This window comes from Apibacter sp. wkB309 (assembly GCF_002964915.1).
Lineage (GTDB): Bacteria > Bacteroidota > Bacteroidia > Flavobacteriales > Weeksellaceae > Apibacter.
The window spans coordinates 258,313-275,966 of sequence record NZ_PSZL01000022.1; the positions used below are offsets into that span (position 1 = coordinate 258,313).

The 17,654-nt window shown below is 28.8% G+C and carries 15 protein-coding genes; 11 read left to right on the plus strand and 4 right to left on the minus strand.

Going from position 1 to position 17,654, the window contains the following annotated elements; translation table 11 throughout:
* Nucleotides 1-15: 15 nt before the first annotated feature.
* From C4S75_RS06930 to rimO, 6 genes are all read left to right on the plus strand, one after another.
* Nucleotides 16-585: a Maf family nucleotide pyrophosphatase gene (locus C4S75_RS06930; RefSeq protein WP_105297573.1), complete on the plus strand. Its 570-nt coding sequence runs from the start codon at nt 16-18 to the stop codon at nt 583-585.
* 128 nt (nt 586-713) lie between these two features.
* Nucleotides 714-2,579, plus strand: coding sequence for a hypothetical protein (locus C4S75_RS06935; RefSeq protein WP_105297574.1), 1,866 nt, complete (start codon nt 714-716; stop codon nt 2,577-2,579).
* A 72-nt stretch (nt 2,580-2,651) separates the two neighbouring features.
* Nucleotides 2,652-3,989: a peptidylprolyl isomerase gene (locus C4S75_RS06940; protein ID WP_105297575.1), complete on the plus strand. Its 1,338-nt coding sequence runs from the start codon at nt 2,652-2,654 to the stop codon at nt 3,987-3,989.
* Between the two features lie 287 nt (nt 3,990-4,276).
* Entirely contained in the window at nt 4,277-5,440 is a 1,164-nt protein-coding gene (locus C4S75_RS06945) for a class I SAM-dependent RNA methyltransferase (RefSeq protein ID WP_255410604.1), read from the plus strand.
* A gap of 101 nt (nt 5,441-5,541) precedes the next feature.
* A complete protein-coding gene (locus C4S75_RS06950; RefSeq protein ID WP_105297577.1) occupies nt 5,542-6,504 on the plus strand; it encodes a hypothetical protein in 963 nt (320 codons plus the stop codon).
* Between the two features lie 81 nt (nt 6,505-6,585).
* The gene (rimO, locus tag C4S75_RS06955) at nt 6,586-7,887 is read left to right on the plus strand and encodes a 30S ribosomal protein S12 methylthiotransferase RimO (RefSeq protein ID WP_105297578.1); all 1,302 of its coding nucleotides are present in this window, start codon (nt 6,586-6,588) and stop codon (nt 7,885-7,887) included.
* A 312-nt stretch (nt 7,888-8,199) separates the two neighbouring features.
* Here the strand turns inward: rimO and C4S75_RS06960 are convergent, their stop codons facing one another.
* Nucleotides 8,200-9,186 (minus strand): aldo/keto reductase, encoded by a 987-nt coding sequence (locus C4S75_RS06960; RefSeq protein ID WP_105297579.1) that lies wholly within the window; start codon nt 9,184-9,186, stop codon nt 8,200-8,202.
* Nucleotides 9,187-9,353: 167 nt separating this feature from the next.
* Here C4S75_RS06960 and C4S75_RS06965 point away from each other — a divergent pair, with 167 nt between their 5' ends.
* Entirely contained in the window at nt 9,354-10,250 is an 897-nt protein-coding gene (locus C4S75_RS06965; RefSeq protein WP_105297580.1) for an AraC family transcriptional regulator, read from the plus strand.
* A 228-nt stretch (nt 10,251-10,478) separates the two neighbouring features.
* Here the strand turns inward: C4S75_RS06965 and C4S75_RS06970 are convergent, their stop codons facing one another.
* The gene (locus C4S75_RS06970; RefSeq protein ID WP_221404066.1) at nt 10,479-10,955 is read right to left on the minus strand and encodes a septal ring lytic transglycosylase RlpA family protein; all 477 of its coding nucleotides are present in this window, start codon (nt 10,953-10,955) and stop codon (nt 10,479-10,481) included.
* Between the two features lie 281 nt (nt 10,956-11,236).
* Between C4S75_RS06970 and C4S75_RS06975 the strand changes: the two genes are divergently transcribed.
* Both C4S75_RS06975 and alaS read left to right on the plus strand, forming a co-directional pair.
* Nucleotides 11,237-11,737, plus strand: coding sequence for a hypothetical protein (locus C4S75_RS06975; RefSeq protein WP_146105591.1), 501 nt, complete (start codon nt 11,237-11,239; stop codon nt 11,735-11,737).
* A 60-nt stretch (nt 11,738-11,797) separates the two neighbouring features.
* Nucleotides 11,798-14,407 carry an alanine--tRNA ligase gene (gene alaS, locus C4S75_RS06980; protein WP_105297582.1) on the plus strand — a complete coding sequence of 870 codons (2,610 nt, stop codon included), beginning with the start codon at nt 11,798-11,800 and terminating at the stop codon, nt 14,405-14,407.
* A gap of 126 nt (nt 14,408-14,533) precedes the next feature.
* Here the strand turns inward: alaS and C4S75_RS06985 are convergent, their stop codons facing one another.
* Nucleotides 14,534-15,439 (minus strand): TIGR01777 family oxidoreductase, encoded by a 906-nt coding sequence (locus tag C4S75_RS06985; protein ID WP_105297583.1) that lies wholly within the window; start codon nt 15,437-15,439, stop codon nt 14,534-14,536.
* A gap of 249 nt (nt 15,440-15,688) precedes the next feature.
* Here C4S75_RS06985 and C4S75_RS06990 point away from each other — a divergent pair, with 249 nt between their 5' ends.
* Complete coding sequence (locus C4S75_RS06990; RefSeq protein ID WP_105297584.1) at nt 15,689-16,231, plus strand: RNA polymerase sigma factor; 543 nt, start codon at nt 15,689-15,691, stop codon at nt 16,229-16,231.
* 17 nt (nt 16,232-16,248) lie between these two features.
* Nucleotides 16,249-16,866, plus strand: coding sequence for a hypothetical protein (locus tag C4S75_RS06995; protein WP_105297585.1), 618 nt, complete (start codon nt 16,249-16,251; stop codon nt 16,864-16,866).
* A gap of 29 nt (nt 16,867-16,895) precedes the next feature.
* Here C4S75_RS06995 and C4S75_RS07000 read toward each other — a convergent pair whose 3' ends face one another.
* Complete coding sequence (locus C4S75_RS07000; RefSeq protein WP_105297586.1) at nt 16,896-17,594, minus strand: ABC transporter ATP-binding protein; 699 nt, start codon at nt 17,592-17,594, stop codon at nt 16,896-16,898.
* Between the last annotated feature and the right edge of the window lie 60 nt (nt 17,595-17,654).

Genomic DNA, 17,654 nt, shown 5'->3' on the forward strand with positions numbered 1-17,654 from the left:
TCGAATTACAACTATATGAATACATTTAAAATTATTTTAGCTTCTCAATCTCCACGAAGACAAGAACTTTTAAAAAGTTTAAATTACAAATTCGAGACCCTACATTTAAATATTGATGAAAGTTACTCTTCCTTATTAAAAGAAAATCAAATTACCGAATATTTAGCAGAACAGAAATCAAAACATTATGGAGAAGTAGCTGATCAAACGGTTGTGATCACAGCGGATACCATTGTTTGGATGAAAGATCATGCATTGGAAAAACCTGAAAATTTCGAACAAGCAAAAAAAATGTTGTTTGAATTATCAGGAAATTCACATAAAGTGTATACTTCTGTTGGATTTTCAACCAAAAATGATTTTAAGGTTTTTACGGATTGTACAGAAGTTCATTTTTTACCTATGAATGAAAAAGAAATTGAATTTTACCTATCCCATTTCAAACCCTATGATAAATCGGGTTCTTATGGTATTCAAGACTGGATAGGGTTGGCTAAAATCGATAAAATAAACGGTTCATTTTTTACTATTATGGGATTACCCACGCATATAGTCTATGAATATCTTGAAAATCTAACTTTTTAACCTATCTTATATATAGAATAAAAGTTGTAAAGTAATTACAATCAAAATAGTCCATAGTTTAAAGGGTTAAAAATATTTTCTGAGTACTAATTCTTTATATATTTTTGTATCATATAAAATAAGTAAAAGTGAAAAAATCCATAAGTGTTTGTTTATATTTTTTTACCTGTATTGTATTTTCACAATCGGTTTTAATGACCATAAATAATGAAATTATTTATACCAATAATTTTGAAAATAATTATCGAAAAAGTTTAGAACTGCTTGGAACGGACAAGACCATAGACAATTATATTGATTTTAACCTTCTTAAACAATATGCACTTGCAAACAACATAGAAAATTCTATAGGTTTTCAGACAGACTTAGCAAAAGGTGCTGAACAATTAAAAAACAGCTTATTTTATCCTTCTGAATTTCTTGAACCAATACTGCGTGATTATTATAAAAAAATTCTGGTTGAAAAAAAATTTCAATTGTTGGTTTTTAAAAATGAATTTTTAATCAACAAAAATGAAACTTATAAAAGCAAATTTATAAATTCAATTATAGATAGCATCGGTAATGATCCCTTACGCTTTGAAAAAGCCATATCAAAATATTCAATACTTTCGGATTTTAAAAAACCTTCTTATTTAAATATATTCGCTTTAAATAAAAAAGTAGTGGATGCTATATATAATGCACCACTTAATCAGGTAACTACATTTGTAGATGAAAATGATAATATATATCTTATTTTGGTTTCCAATGAAAGAAAATACTTAGGTGAAGTATCTTTAGGCCAAATATATATTCCGGATACTTCTCGATTAGGTAAAATTGAGATCGATAAAGTTTATAAAGAACTTAAACAAGGAGAAAGCTTTTCTAAAATTAAAGATGAAATCTTTAAAAATTATAATGTTTTAAATAAAAATAATATTCTTTCTAATGAGGAAGTATATACATACGTGGTGAATCAAATTAAATCCGAACCTAATAATATCCCGGATTATTCTCGACCCATTAAATTAGAAGATGGTTATGTTATTTGTGAATATTATTTTAATGATAATTATGATTCATATTCAATCGCTAGAAATAAAATATACAACAGCTTAAAAAAATCAGAAGAAATCAAACGGTTAAACGATTTATTAGTTTTGAAATTAAAAAAACAACCTTTTTATAAAGAAAATTTTATCCATTTAAGTAATTTTATTTCTTCTTTACCTCAAACTTATAATCAATTTACTGATTTTACTATTCCAAATAATGAGACAATTATTACTATTGGAGATTCCTATACACTTACCTTAAATGATATACTGGTAAATCTTAAAAAATATTTAAATTCTGAAAATTATTATGAAAGAAATCAATTAATTTTTGATTATTTAAATAAATGGGGGAAAGAGAATGTTTTGGAGTATTACAAGACACATTTTTTCGAATTCAACAAAGCTAAAAAAAATTATGAGAATTTAAAAGATCAACTTCTTATTAAATATGCGCTTAATTTAATTGCTTACGAAGCTCAAAACGATAAAATCGGTCAAAAAAAATTCTTACATGATCAAGCTGCTCGATTGACTTGGAAGGAAAGAATTGAAGGTACTTTTTATTATTGCCTCAATTCTGATATAGAAACTAAAGTTCTTAACTGGTTAAAAAATAAAAAGTCAGTAAACTTTATAAAAAATCAATTTGAAGATAAACGTGAAGAATTAATAATTGAAGAAGGGAAAAAGACTCGAGAATCTCTTAATTTGCCTGTAAATAAAAAATTAACTAAAGGATTATATGTCGTAGACAGTAAAAATAGAAGATTAATAATAAATATTAAAAAAATAGTTAAAAATGATAAAATGAGTTTAGATGATCTTCAAAAATATTATTTAAATGAATTCATTGATTATAAAACGTCACAAACAATAAAATTATTAAAAGAGAAAGCTGTTGTCACAATGGATTCAAATCAAGTAAAAAGATTAAAAGATATTTATAAATGATAACGTTAAAAACTAATATAAACACTAATTACTCATAAAAGAATTTTAAATTTGCAGAATATAAAAAATAAAATGAATAGATTATTTATAGTTGTAACCTTTTTTATGGCTACCTTCATTTTTGCACAAGAAACAAAAATTGATGGAATTGTAGCTGTCGTGGGAAATGAAATTATTACAGAAACTGATGTTAAAGAAGGTGAAAATTACGCTCGATCTGAAGGACAAACCGTAACTGATAGATGCAGCTTTATAGAAAATATGATGAAAGAAAAAATTATTTTATATAAAGCTAAACAAGATACTCTTATAACTGTTAATAAAGATGAAGTAGCCAGAGAGGCTGAATCACGAATTGAAGGATATAGAAATTATTTTGGTTCAGATGTTAATATTCTAACCAATTTTAAATTTAAAACTATGGGTGAGCTAAGAAGTTTACTCGAAACAATGATTAAAAATCAAATGTATACTCAAAGGAAAATGGCTGACATAACCAAAAATGTAGACGTTTCTCCAGAATATTTAAAAGATTTTTACAAAGCTCATGAATCAGAATTTCCTACTTTAAATGAAGAAATCGAATATGGGCAAATCTATATGTACCCTAAATTAACTGAAAGTCATAAACAAGAATTGATAAATCAATTAAAATCTATAAAAAAACAAATTGAAGAAGGAGCCAGTTTTGCTGACATGGCTAAAAAATATTCACAAGATCCGGGTTCAGCTGCTAATGGTGGACAAATTTTAAATGTTAGAAGAGAACAAATGGTTAAAGAGTTCGATGCGGTTGCTTTTGGATTGGAAGAAGGACAAATATCCGAACCATTTGAAACTGAATATGGGTTCCATATTGTTTATCTTGAAAAAAAGAAAGGACAAGTGATAGATTTAAGACATATATTATTAATGTCTGTTCCAAATCAAGAAGAAATTAAAACAGCCATAAAAAAACTGGAAGATATCAGGGAAGATATTAAATCAGAAAAAATAACGTTCAATCAAGCTGCTTTAAAATATTCAGACGATAAATATACTAAATACAATGGTGGTTTATTATCAAATTCTCAAACCGGTGACAACAGATTTGAAAAAATAAAACTACCTACTAAAGTACTGTATAATCTTTCAGGACTTGGAAAAGGAGATTTATCCGAAGTTTTTGAAGATAAAGAAAATAACAGAACGGTAGTGAAACTATTGAAAATAACCGATGTTATTCCGGCTCACAAAATGAATTTAGAAATTGACTATAACAGAATCAAAGGTTTTGCTCAGAAAACTAAAGAAAATGAAGTAATTGAAAAATGGGTAGAAGCGCAAATTCCTTCAACCTTTATAACAGTTCAAGATGAATATAAAAAATGTAACTTTTCTATCGATTGGTTACAAAATAAAAATAGATAATTAGTAAACTATTAGTTAAAAAGCCCTGTATTACAGGGCTTTACTTTTTTCTATAACTTCATTAGCATATGCGAATGTTTTTTATAATTTATCTGTAATAAAAAACTATTGATTGAATAATTATTTCGATTCAACGAATAATAATACTCAATTATCAATTTCTAGAAAAAGTAATCCTATATTTGAAAAATATTTTAAGAATCTATAAAATCTTAAAAAAATATTTTAAATAAAATTTAATATATTCCTATTAACACATTTAACTTCATTTTAATTGAAATATTATAATGTTTGCTAATAACAATTCCTTTACGATGCAAGCCAAAACCTTTTATGGCTTAGAAGATGTGCTTGTACAAGAACTAAAACAATTAGGTGCTTCTCAAATTGTTAAAAAAAACAGAGCGGTTGAATTCCTTGGAGATTTGGGTTTTTTATACAAAGCGAATTATTCGTTAAGAACAGCCTTGAAAATTTTGGTGCCCATACATCATTTTAAAGCTAAAAATGAAACTATTTTTGAAAAGGAAATAAATAAAATTCCATGGGAAAATTATTTTTTCAATTCGCAATCTTTTGCAATTGATGCAACGGTATATTCCGATTATTTTAAACATTCCCAATACATTATGTTAAAAATGAAAGATGGAATCGTTGATCGTTTCAGAAAAAAATTTGGCAAAAGACCCGACATTGAAAGATTCAATCCGGATATAAAATTGCATCTACATATCAGTAACCAAGAAGTAACTATATCTTTAGACAGCAGTGGAGATCCACTCTTTAAAAGAGGTTACAGAAAATCTCATTTTGAAGCTCCCATAAATGAAGTATTAGCTGCCGGATTATTGAATTTAGCAGGATGGGACGGAAAAGGAAATTTTCTTGACCCAATGTGCGGTTCGGGCACTTTGTTAGTTGAAGCCGCCATGATCGCTTTAAATATGCCTCCGCAATTACATCGGAAACAATTTGGGTTTATGAATTGGAAAAATTTCGATTTGGAGTTATTTAACAAAATAAAAGATACTCGAATTAACAGGATTAAAGATTTTTCAGGTAAAATAATCGGATATGATATTTCTGATAAAGCCTTAATTTCTGCAAAGAATAATATTGAAGCAGCAGATTTGTCAGAATTTATAGAATTAAAAAATCAGGATTTTTTTACTTCACAAAAAGAACTATTTCCCTTATTAGTTGTTTTTAATCCTCCTTACGATGAAAGACTATCCATTACTACAGATCATTTTTATAAAAATATCGGCGATACATTAAAAAATAATTATAAGAACACATTAGCTTGGTTCATTACTTCAGATCTGGAAGCCTATAAAAAAATCGGTTTACGTCCCTCAAGAAAAATTAAAATTTATAACGGGAAATTGGAATGTCGTTTTTTTCAATATGATATTTATGAAGGAAGTAAAAAAAATAAGATAATAAGTTAAAAATTAGTGAAAATTGATGATTATAATATAATAATTTAGTACATACAGTTAAATTTGCTATATTTTAATAACTAAAAACGGTTATATAATAATAGTAAATTATGAAAATCGCTTTAATATCTTTAGATTATTATAGATATGATAAATATATTATCTCTGCAATGAAAGAACTAGATATAGAAGCAATTCATATTGATATTTATGCAAACAGATATAGATATCCCAATTTATGGGTTCGATTAAAAAATTTAATTACTAAATCATTTTTTAATACTAATATCAAAAGAACCCATCTGGAAAAATTAATTAAAAATGCTTTATCTAAAAACGATAAATTTGATAAGATCGTTATTATTCATGCAGAATGGTTATCTCCTGAAACTTTAAAATTTTGTAAACATACAAGTAATGAAATGATTGCCTACCATTATGATGGTATTCAGCGTATGCCTTCTATTACAGATACTTTTAAATATTTTGATAAAATTTACAGTTATGATAGAAATGATGCTGAAAAATATAATTTAAAATTTATACCCAATTATATTTATGAGCAAATGGAAGATAGAAATCTTCATGAGCAAAAAATAGCTTTCAATATTTCATCATTAGATAAAAGAACTCCCATATTAGAAAAAATTGCAAAAATTTTAGAAAATAAAAATTATCCCTATGAATTTCTGATTGTAAATCGTAACCATTTTAATTTTTACACTCAAAAATTCAAAACCAAGATTAAATATTTAAATAAAATGGTTTCCAGAGATGAAGTTCTTGAAAAAATTAAAAGATCTAATCTTATGGTTGACATACAAAGGCCTGAACAAATAGGCTTGACATTTCGTGTATTTGAAGCTTTAGGACATCATAAAAAATTGATAACTACCAATAAAGACATTATCAATTACGATTTTTATAATCCTGCGAACATTTTGATTATAGACCCTGAAAATATTGAAATACCGAATGAATTTTTATATTCAAAATATGAGAAAGTTCCGGATCATATTCTTAATAAATATCATGTTAAAACATGGGTTAAACAAATTTTAGAATTAAATTGATCAAAATACTATTTGATTGTAATCTATCCTATACATTTCATAAAAATATAAATAAATTTGCCTTATTAAAAATAACAGCGAATGCGAACAAAATCTGTTGGGAAAAAAAAAATTAACGTTATAACTTTAGGCTGTTCTAAAAATATTTACGATTCTGAAGTTCTCATCAATCAATTAAAAGCCAATAACAAAGAGGTTGTTCATGAACAAAATGGAGACATTGTAGTAATTAATACATGCGGATTTATAGATAATGCCAAAGAAGAAAGTATTAATACTATTTTAGAATGTGTTAAACAAAAAGAAGAAGGAACTATTGAAAAAATATTTGTTACCGGATGCCTTTCGGAAAGATATAAACCCGATTTAGAAAAAGAAATTCCTAATGTCGACCAATATTTCGGTACTCGTGAATTGCCCTTATTACTAAAAGCTTTAGGTGCTGATTATAAACATGAATTGGTAGGAGAAAAATTAATTACCACTCCTAGACATTATGCTTATTTAAAAATTTCGGAAGGTTGCGATCGACCGTGTAGTTTTTGTGCAATTCCTTTAATCCGTGGAAAGCATAATTCAACTCCCATTGAAGAATTGGTAAAAGAAGCTCAATCGTTGGCTCGAGGTGGAACCAAAGAATTAATTTTAATTGCTCAAGATTTAACTTATTACGGTTTAGACTTATACAAAAAAAGAGCTCTCGCAGATTTATTAAAAGAGCTTATTAAAGTGGAAGGTATTGAGTGGATTCGTCTGCATTATGCTTTCCCTACAGGATTTCCTATGGACGTTCTGGAACTTATGAAAAATGAATCTAAAATTTGCAATTATATTGATATTCCTCTCCAACATATTTCAAGCGATATATTAAAATCCATGAAAAGAGGAACTACCAAAGAAAAAACCAACCGATTGTTGACTGATTTCCGTTCGAAAGTTCCCGACATGGCAATTAGGACAACCTTAATTGTAGGCTATCCGGGAGAAACTCAAGAACATTTTGAAGAATTAAAAAATTGGGTTATAGAACAACGATTTGATCGTTTAGGTTGTTTCTCTTATTCCCATGAGGAAAACACGTCCGCTTATTCATTAGAAGATTCTCTTTCTGAAGAAGAAAAAATGAATCGAGTAAATGAAATCATGGAAATACAGTCTCAAATTTCGTGGGAATTAAATCAAGAAAAGATCGGTAAAACCTATAAGTGTATTATAGATAGAAAAGAAGGAGATTATTATATTGCCCGTACTGAATACGATTCACCGGATGTGGACAATGAAGTTTTAATTTCAGCCCATGATGTATATTTATCCGTAGGAAGCTTTTTATCTGTTAAAATTAATCGTGCAGAAGATTTTGACCTTTATGGCGAATTAGTTTAGTAATCCTATTTATTTAAAATTTTGCCGGCTATCAATAATCATTTTTATCCGGAGATTCTTTTGATTTAAAAAAATTCTTATTTACGCATTTGCTTTTACACATTGATAAACAATATAATAATGGGGCTGATTAATAATTTATATCAGCCCCTTATATAAAATTACAATTACTTAAATTATATGACAATCAACGGTTGTCACAAATAAGCAAAAAAAAAATAATATAATTGAATAATTTTAGGCATTCATGAACTCATATAAAATTGCTTAGCAATCTTAACTCATTACAAACCCTATCCAACTATAATTCTTTTAATTCTTATCAATCATTTTATTAAGATTTTCCGGATATCGATCTCCAACAATATTAATTTTAGACAATCCTTCATTGATTCGATTTAAAACTTCAGGACTTAATTTTAGAGAAGTTGCTTCTATGTTTTCTTTCAAACGATTTAATTTAGTAGTACCCGGTATGGGAACAATCCATGGCTTTTGAGCTAATAACCAAGAGATAGCAACTTGGGCAGGTGTTGCATTAAGTTCTGTACCGATAGATTTTATAAAATCAATTAATACAAAGTTTTTTTTCCTGTTTTCAGCCGATAAACGAGGAACTATATTCCTAAAATCATTTTTGTCAAACCGGGTATTTTCATTAATGGTTCCGGTTAAGAAACCTTTGCCTAGTGGACTAAATGTAACAAATCCTATCCCTAACTCTCCCAGTGTAGGAATAATCTCTTTTTCAGGATCTCTGTAAAATAAGGAATATTCACTTTGCAGAGCAGTAACCGGTTGAACGGCATGGGCTTTTCTTATCGTTTGAGGACCTGCTTCCGATAATCCCCAATGTTTAATTTTGCCTTCTTTCATTAAATCTTTGATTGTTCCTGCCACCTCTTCAATCGGTACATTTTTATCAACTCGATGTTGATAATACAAATCAATATAATCGGTTTTTAATCTTTTAAGTGAGCCTTCCAGAGCTTTTCTGATACTTTCCGGTCTACTGTCGGGCGGATTGGCAGAATTTCCATCTTTAAATCCAAATTTGGAGGCTATTTTTATTTTACTTCTAAATTCTTTTACCGCTTCTCCTAACAGTTCTTCATTCGTAAAGGGACCATATACTTCAGCTGTATCAAAAAAAGTTATTCCGGAATCGTAAGCAGTTTGTATTACTTTTATTGCTTCTTTTTTTTCAGTGGAAGGACCTAAACCAAAACTTAAACCCATACAACCCAAACCTAATTCGGAAACCTCAAGTCCATTTTTTCCTAATATTCTTGTTTTCATTTAAAAATATTTAATAGTAAATTTATATCAACAAAGATACTTTTAAAAGTTAGCTTAAATTTTATATAATTTACTGAAATTATTATCAATTTTACTGATTATTAATTTCTTATACGAGTTAAAAACATGTTTTACGTAAATTTGAATGAATCTAATGATCATCTTAAATGGAAAAAATTATAACTATAGATAGTGTTAAAACCTATAATACCATGCGAGGAGTTGAAACCACTCATCCATTAGTTAACGTACTTGATTTATCAAAAACTAAACCGATAACAGCTCAAACATTCAATTACGGTTTATATGCCATATTCTTAAAAGAATTAAAATGCGGTGAATTAAAATATGGAAGAAATACCTATGATTTCCAAGAAGGCTCTCTTGTATTTATTTCACCCGGACAGATTATGAAAGTGGAGCCCAATGTAACCACCTATGCACCAAAAGGATGGGGATTATTTTTCCATCCCGATCTATTACTTGGAACTCAACTAGGTAAAGACATAAAAAAATACTCATTTTTTTCTTATGACAGCAACGAAGCTTTACATCTATCCGACAAAGAAAAACAAATGGTTTTAGAATGTTTTAAGAATATTCAATATGAAATTGAACAACCTATAGATAAACACAGCAATACACTGATCACTACCAATATTGAACTACTATTAAATTATAGTTCTCGTTTTTTTGATCGTCAATTCGATACAAGAAAAGATATTAATAAAGGAATTTTAGAAAAATTTGAAAAACTACTTTATGAATATTTTTCTTCAGATAATTCAAAAAATTTGGGTTTACCTTCGGTAGCCTTTTGCGCCTCACAATTGAATTTATCATCCAACTATTTTGGAGATTTAGTAAAAAAAGAAACCGGAAAATCAGCTCAAGAATATATCCAAGAAAAAGTTATTTATTTAGCTAAAGAAAAAATTTTAGATCTGAATAAAAATATTTCTGAAATCGCTTATGAACTTGGATTTAAATACCCTCAACATTTTACCCGATTTTTTAAAAATCAATTAGGTATTACTCCTAATGAATATAGAAATATCAATTAAAAATTTTTATAAGAATTGGGTATTCAAATTTAAACAATTAACTACCTAATAACTTATACGTAAATAATGAAAAATAATTGAAGTCTTATCAAAGATATTTTTTAAAATACAACTTATTTACTCCATTTCATTTTAAAAGTTTTAAAAGAAAGATTTCCTATTTATAAACAAAAAAACTCCGGTTACAATAACCGGAGTTTATAATTAAAATTTTTTTAAGTAATGAAATTACAATATTTCATAATTAACTTTTATGACTCCTGCATTTAAGCTTGTTAATTCTGCAAAAGCAGCTTTACTTAAATCAAATTCTCTTTTAGGTACAAATGGTCCACGATCAGTAATTCGTACAATAACTTCTTTACCATTTTTTGGATTTATAATTTTAACTTTCGTCCCAAATGGTAATGTTTTATGAGCAGCAGTAAAATCATTCATGTTATATCTTTCTCCACTTGAAGTCAATCGACCGTGAAACTTTCCTCCATACCAAGAAACACGCCCGGAAAGAGTGGATTTTTCATTACTATCTAACTCTTCTTTGGAAACGTTACTTGTCAAACTGTCATTTTGGTAATTTACTTTAATAGTGTCACCGGATACATGAGAAAGGGAAGAAGCTTTTACCAATTCTTCACTGTGAAAAAATGTAAATGATAGAGACACTAATAAAATAATCATCAATACTAAAGTTACTTTCTTCATATTTTAGTTTTACTCTTTTGTGCTGCAAAATTACAATCTCATTATCTAAAATATTCTTAAATACATTTCACATATGGTAAGCATACATATGAAAACTTCTACATTTATTTTAAATAAAGGGTTTCAATGAGATAGTTAAAAAAATGTTAAATTATATTGTTTTTGTTAATTTTTTTCACTCTTATTCATAAATGAAATTCACTCTATTAAAAACAAATGTTTTATTGATAAATAAATATAAATTAATAGTATTATTTTTGACAACTAAACGTAATTATATAATGAAAAAAATTGTTTCTTATTTTCTTTTATGCCTCGTCTTACTATCGTGTACTTCAATTAAGAAAAAGAAAAATATAAAGAATGTAGAAGAATTTTATAAAATATATGCTCAAAGAAAAGACGCTAAACAACTTATAGGCTTTTATACGGACAACAATCCTAAATGGGTAGATGCAGTTTCACAATCTTTATTGGAAGGCAAAAATATAATTTTGGATATGTATGAGAACAGTTGGAATGACAAAAATTTCAAAAAACATCAAGATTATCCCGAAAGCGTAACAATTAAAGAAATAGTTTCGAATGATAGCATCGTAGCAGTCAGTGGGCAATATAATCCCTATTATTATAAGGATAAATTAATACATTCCATGAAATTCACTTCATGGTTCTATTTTGATAAAGAGGGAAAAATTAAAAAACAAATCGAGTGGATGCAATACACCATGAATGATTTAAAGGATATCATAAATTTTAAACAAAACGCAGAAATAAATTAATTTTTTTAAACGAAATTTTAAAATTCTTATTTTTGTAGCTCCAAAAACCAAGTAGTAAAAATGACTTCTAAAGAAATACGAAAAACTTTTCTGGATTTTTTTAAATCTAAACAACATAGTATAGTTCCGTCTGCTCCGATTGTTTTAAAAGATGATCCTACACTCATGTTTTCCAATTCCGGAATGACACAGTTTAAGGATTATTTTTTAGGCTATAAAGAACCTAAAAATAAGCGTACGGCCGACACTCAAAAATGTTTACGGGTTTCAGGAAAACATAATGATTTGGATGATGTTGGTAAAGATACCTATCATCACACCATGTTTGAAATGCTTGGAAACTGGAGTTTTGGAGACTATTTTAAAAAAGAAGCTATTGAATGGGCTTGGGAATTGTTAACTGATGTATTTCAAATTTCAAAAGACAGGCTCTATGTTACCATATTTGAAGGAGATGCAGAAGAAGGCTTAGAAAAAGATATGGAAGCCTACAACTTTTGGAAAGAACATATTTCAGAAGATCGAATACTTCTCGGTAACAAAAAAGACAACTTTTGGGAAATGGGAGAAACAGGACCTTGTGGGCCTTCTTCCGAAATACATGTTGATATCCGTTCGGATGAAGAAAGAAAAAAAATCGACGGTAAAGATTTAGTTAATCATGACCATCCGCAAGTCATAGAAGTTTGGAACCTGGTTTTTATGGAATTTCTCCGTAAAGCGGACGGCAGTTTAGAAAAACTTCCTAAAAAAAATGTAGATACGGGAATGGGATTTGAAAGGCTTTGTATGGTATTACAAGGCAAAATTTCTAATTACGATACAGATGTATTTACTCCCTTAATAAAAAAAATAGAAGAAATATCCGAACTAAAATACGGCGAAAACACTAACGTTGATATAGCTATGCGAGTTTTGGCAGATCACGTAAGAGCTATCACATTCTCTATAGCCGACGGACAGTTACCTTCTAATTCCGGAGCAGGATATGTAATACGAAGAATTTTAAGACGGGCCATTGGTTATGCATACCGAGTATTGCATATCAAAGAACCTATTTTATACAAGCTGGTTCCAATTCTAAATAATCAAATGGGAGAGTTTTTTCCCGAAATTTCTAAACAAGAAAGCCTTATATCAGAAATTATAAAAGAAGAAGAAATTGGATTTTTAAGAACACTGGATCAAGGATTGGTACGATTGGCTAATTTTATGGAAAACAATCCGAAATTAGAAATCATACCCGGAGATGTTGTTTTTGAATTATACGATACCTATGGTTTTCCTTCAGATTTATCTCGAATAATTGCAGAGGATCATGGAAAAACCATTGATGAAAATGGCTTTAATGAAGAAATGAGCAAACAAAAAGCTCGTTCCAAATCTGCATCCACTTTTAAAAATTATGATTGGGTTATCTTACAAGAAGATGATGTTGAGGAATTTGTAGGTTACGATTTTTTGGAAACTCATGTTAAAATAACAAGATATCGTAAGGTAGAAAATAAAGAAGGAGAATTTTATCAATTAGTATTTCAAATTACCCCGTTTTATGCCGAAAGTGGAGGACAAGTAGGGGATATAGGGTATATTGAAAATTTAAATGAAAAAATTGAAATTCTAAATACTAAAAAGGAAAATAATTTAATTATTCATACGGTTAAAGAACTTCCGAAATACCCTGAATTTCCATTTAATGCAAAGGTAGACAGCAAAAGAAGAGAGGCAATAACCAAAAACCACTCGGCAACCCACCTTTTACATGAAGCATTGCGGGAAGTACTAGGTAAACATGTTGAACAAAAAGGTTCTTATGTAGGAGCGGACTATTTACGTTTTGACTTTTCCCATTTCAGCAAAATGAGTCCGGAAGAAATACAAAAAGTTGAAATGATGGTCAACACCAAAATTTATGAAAGAATCGAATTAGACGAAAATAGGGCAGTTCCATTTAAAAAAGCCATTGATATGGGAGCTATGGCTCTTTTTGGCGAAAAATATGGTGATTTAGTACGGGTAATTAAATTTGGAAATTCGGTTGAATTATGTGGAGGAACCCATGTAAAAAATACTCATGAAATCATATTTTTTAAAATTATGAGTGAATCTTCCAGTTCCGCAGGAGTACGAAGAATTGAAGCGATTACCGGCGAAACGGGAATAGCGTTTCTTAAAGATCAATTCAGTCAATATGATCGTTTAAAAAGCTTTTTGAAACAGCCGGATGATCCTATTAAATCCATTGAGAAATTATATTCGGAGAATGATCAACTAAAAAAACAAGTTGAGCAACTCAACAAAGAAAAAGCAAATCATGAAAAAATACTTTGGAAAAATTCAATTACTCAAGTGAATGGAGTAAATTACCTTGGATTACAGACCGACTTAAGTAATGCATCAGTAAAAGATTTAATTTTTCAACTAAAGAATGAAATTTCCAATTTGTTTATTATCATAGGTACTCATACAGATCAAAAACCTACACTTTCCATAGGAATTTCTGAAGATTTAATTAAAACTAAAAATTTACATGCGGGAACGATCGTAAAAGCTTTATCCAAAGAAATAAAAGGCGGCGGTGGAGGACAACCCTCTTTTGCCACAGCAGGAGGAAGCGATTTATCAGGATTGGAAATTGCTATTAAAAAGTCTTTAGACTATTTACAATAAATTTATAAATAATAATAATTTGTTTTGTGCTCAATTATAAAAAATTATAATTGAGCACAAACTTTTTATATGAAAAGATTACGACTTCGTTTAAACTTTTATCTATTATAAACGTTATTCTTAGAACTATAATAAAGAATCTAAAGCACTATCTAAATCGGGATATTTAAAAGTAAACCCGGCTGTGCGAATTTTCTCAGATGAAATTCTGCTGCCATCCAATAAAAGTGTAGAAACTTCACCAAATAACCAGCGCAATATAAAACCGGGCACATTAGGTAAAAATAGAGGTTTATTTAACTTTTTGGCAATGGCAACAGTTAAATCTTTGTTAGTTGTGTAGGAAGGAGCCACCGCATTGTAAGTGCCTTGTAAACCTTCATTTACCAAAACATACTTATACATTGAACATAGATCATCAATATGTATCCACGGTATATACTGTTTTCCTGAACCGAGACAGGCACCTATATAATAGTTTACCATTTTTTTAATTTTATATAAAACGCCTTTTTTATTTTTAGATAAAGATATACCTGTCCTTATTTTTACAACTCTGTCGGCTATGCCTTCTGATAAAAATTCATCAGCTGCTGATTCCCATTGAAAACATACTTCACTTAAAAAATCATCACCCTTAGAATCTGTTTCTTTATATATCTTGTCTGAAGTGGTATTGCCATAATAGCCGGAAGCCGAACCACTAATAAAAGTTTGTATTTTTTGATTCCTATCCTTTAGAGTTTTTAGAATAAGTTTGGCCGAATCTACTCGGCTGGAAAGAATAACTTTTTTTCTTTCATCCGACCATCTTTCATCGGCAATACCTGCACCGGCTAGATGAAAAATATGTTTAACTCCATCTAAAGCGTTGGTATCCAAATATTGCTTTTCAATATCCCATTCATATTCATTCGATTTGGTTTTTTTTCTGGTAATATAACGGAGAGAGTAACTTTTTAAGAGTGTCGATAATTGGTTGGCAACCGCTCCGTGGGCGCCGGTTATTAGTATAATTTCTTTTTCTTCCATTTTTTAGTATTTAACGGTAATCGTTGTAATTGAGATAACAAAATAATATGCTGCTAGTTATCAAACTATTATATCAAATAACAGGCCGTTGGTTTAATCCCATAATTTATTTTATATATTTAAAAATAATTTCTAATTTTTTTGAAATAACATTCCTTTAATAAAGAATATTTTTATTATAATGCATGAAATTATTAATTGAAATTAAACTTTTCTAATTTCTTATTGTCTTAATAATAAGGAATAAAAATGGACGAAACAGAACTTTTACTTCTTTTAGAAAAAGATGTTAACAGCGGATTCAGACTGCTGGTAAAAAGGTATAGTCAACCCATATATTGGCATATACGTAAAATTGTCTATACTCATGCAGATGCAGACGATATAACTCAAAATGTATTTATTAAAGTTTTTCAAAATTTATCCGGATTTAAAAGAAATTCTAGCCTTAAAACCTGGATATACAAAATAGCAACTAATGAATCGCTGAATTTTATTAATAGTGCTGCTCAGAAAAAAAATATAAGAAGCGATGAATTAGTCATTCAGTTGTCTTCTCAACTCAAAGATGATAATTTTTTTGATGGAGATGAAATTCAATTCAAATTGCAACAAGCCATAGCCGAATTACCCGAAAAACAACGAATTGTATTTAATATGAAGTATTTTGACAATATAAAATATGAAGATATGTCGGAAATACTGGAAACATCTGTAGGGGCCTTGAAGTCTTCCTATCATCATGCTTCTAAAAAAGTTGAACAATTTCTTTTAGCCAATATTGAAAAATAGTTTATTTAAAACCTTGTATGAATAACGTTAATAAAAATAAATCTACTCCTTTCCAAACCCCTGAAAATTATTTTGCTCAGTTGGAGAAACGTATTGTTTCCAAATCGTTAATTAATAACCGTTCAGAGTCTCCCTACAAAATTCCAAATAACTATTTTGAAAATTTAGACAAGAAAATTGTTTCAAATACGATTGAAAAAATAAATCCTGATAAGCCAAAAATTTTGACTTTATTTTCTAAAAAAATATATTGGATTCCGGCAGCAGCCTGTTTATTTTTCGCTGTAATGGTGGGAATATATAGTACTAAAAATCAATACACTACTGATTCTTCGATAACAAGTACTAACTTAGAAAATCAAAACCATTTAGCTTTAACAGATAATTTATATGCACCTAAATCGTCGAATTCGTTTGTATCAACTTCCAGTTCAACGAACAATATCCCAACGAACAATATTCCTAAACGTTCACCTAAAAGAATTCCCAAAAAAATGGAATCTAGTAAAGATAAAATGATTGAACAAGAGATGATTTCTTCTTCAAATGTTATCTATGATTTGTATTTTACCAATGAGGAAACTACCAATTTATACGATGAAGAAACTTCACAGGATGGTTTTGTTTTATTTTAGAAAAAGTAAAGTTGTTATTTTTTCAATAATTAATGATGGGTATATTCGAAAAAAGCTTCTTCCAAACTTAAATATTTACCTTTAAAATCCTCAATGCTTCTATCTTGAATAATAGATCCTTTATTTAAAAGTATGACTCTTGAACATAAGGCTTCAACCTCTTGCATAATGTGAGTAGACAAAATAACGGTTTTCTTTTTACCTAATTCCTGAATTAATTGCCTGATTTCAATAATTTGATTGGGATCCAAACCATTAGTCGGCTCATCTAAAATTAAAATTTCAGGATCAAAGAGAATTGCTTGAGCAAGTCCCACTCGTTGTTTATATCCTTTAGATAATTGACTGATTTTCTTATTTTGTTCCTTTTGTAGGCCTACCTTTTCAATAATGTCGGAAATCTCGCTTTTGGGAGTATGATGAATATCCGATACAAAGCTTAAATACTCCTTAACATACATATCTAAATATAATGGATTATTTTCCGGAAGATAACCAATTAACGATTTGGTTTTATATGGAAACTCTTGATTATCCATACCATTGATCCAAATTTTTCCCCGGTCAAAAGATAACGATCCCGTAATTGACCGCATCATGGTGGTTTTACCTGCTCCATTTGGACCTAACAAGCCGACAATCTCACCTTTTTTTATTTCCAAAGAAATAGCATGTAAAGCAATTTGTCCTTTATAATGTTTAGATAGATTTTGTATTTTTACAGACATTTTATTTCAAGCTTGAACAAAGCTGTTCCATTAAATTTATGTAAATATAATTAATAAAAA

What these genes read in the sequence shown, in the direction of transcription:
- C4S75_RS06930 (WP_105297573.1), top strand. Translation starts at nt 16, where the DNA reads ATGAATACATTTAAAATTATTTTAGCTTCTCAATCTCCACGAAGACAA.
- C4S75_RS06940 (WP_105297575.1), top strand. Translation starts at nt 2,652, where the DNA reads ATGAATAGATTATTTATAGTTGTAACCTTTTTTATGGCTACCTTCATT.
- C4S75_RS06945 (WP_255410604.1), top strand. Translation starts at nt 4,277, where the DNA reads ATGTTTGCTAATAACAATTCCTTTACGATGCAAGCCAAAACCTTTTAT.
- C4S75_RS06950 (WP_105297577.1), top strand. Translation starts at nt 5,542, where the DNA reads ATGAAAATCGCTTTAATATCTTTAGATTATTATAGATATGATAAATAT.
- rimO (WP_105297578.1), top strand. Translation starts at nt 6,586, where the DNA reads ATGCGAACAAAATCTGTTGGGAAAAAAAAAATTAACGTTATAACTTTA.
- C4S75_RS06960 (WP_105297579.1), bottom strand. Translation starts at nt 9,186, where the DNA reads ATGAAAACAAGAATATTAGGAAAAAATGGACTTGAGGTTTCCGAATTA.
- C4S75_RS06965 (WP_105297580.1), top strand. Translation starts at nt 9,354, where the DNA reads ATGGAAAAAATTATAACTATAGATAGTGTTAAAACCTATAATACCATG.
- C4S75_RS06970 (WP_221404066.1), bottom strand. Translation starts at nt 10,955, where the DNA reads ATGAAGAAAGTAACTTTAGTATTGATGATTATTTTATTAGTGTCTCTA.
- C4S75_RS06975 (WP_146105591.1), top strand. Translation starts at nt 11,237, where the DNA reads ATGAAAAAAATTGTTTCTTATTTTCTTTTATGCCTCGTCTTACTATCG.
- alaS (WP_105297582.1), top strand. Translation starts at nt 11,798, where the DNA reads ATGACTTCTAAAGAAATACGAAAAACTTTTCTGGATTTTTTTAAATCT.
- C4S75_RS06985 (WP_105297583.1), bottom strand. Translation starts at nt 15,439, where the DNA reads ATGGAAGAAAAAGAAATTATACTAATAACCGGCGCCCACGGAGCGGTT.
- C4S75_RS06990 (WP_105297584.1), top strand. Translation starts at nt 15,689, where the DNA reads ATGGACGAAACAGAACTTTTACTTCTTTTAGAAAAAGATGTTAACAGC.
- C4S75_RS06995 (WP_105297585.1), top strand. Translation starts at nt 16,249, where the DNA reads ATGAATAACGTTAATAAAAATAAATCTACTCCTTTCCAAACCCCTGAA.
- C4S75_RS07000 (WP_105297586.1), bottom strand. Translation starts at nt 17,594, where the DNA reads ATGTCTGTAAAAATACAAAATCTATCTAAACATTATAAAGGACAAATT.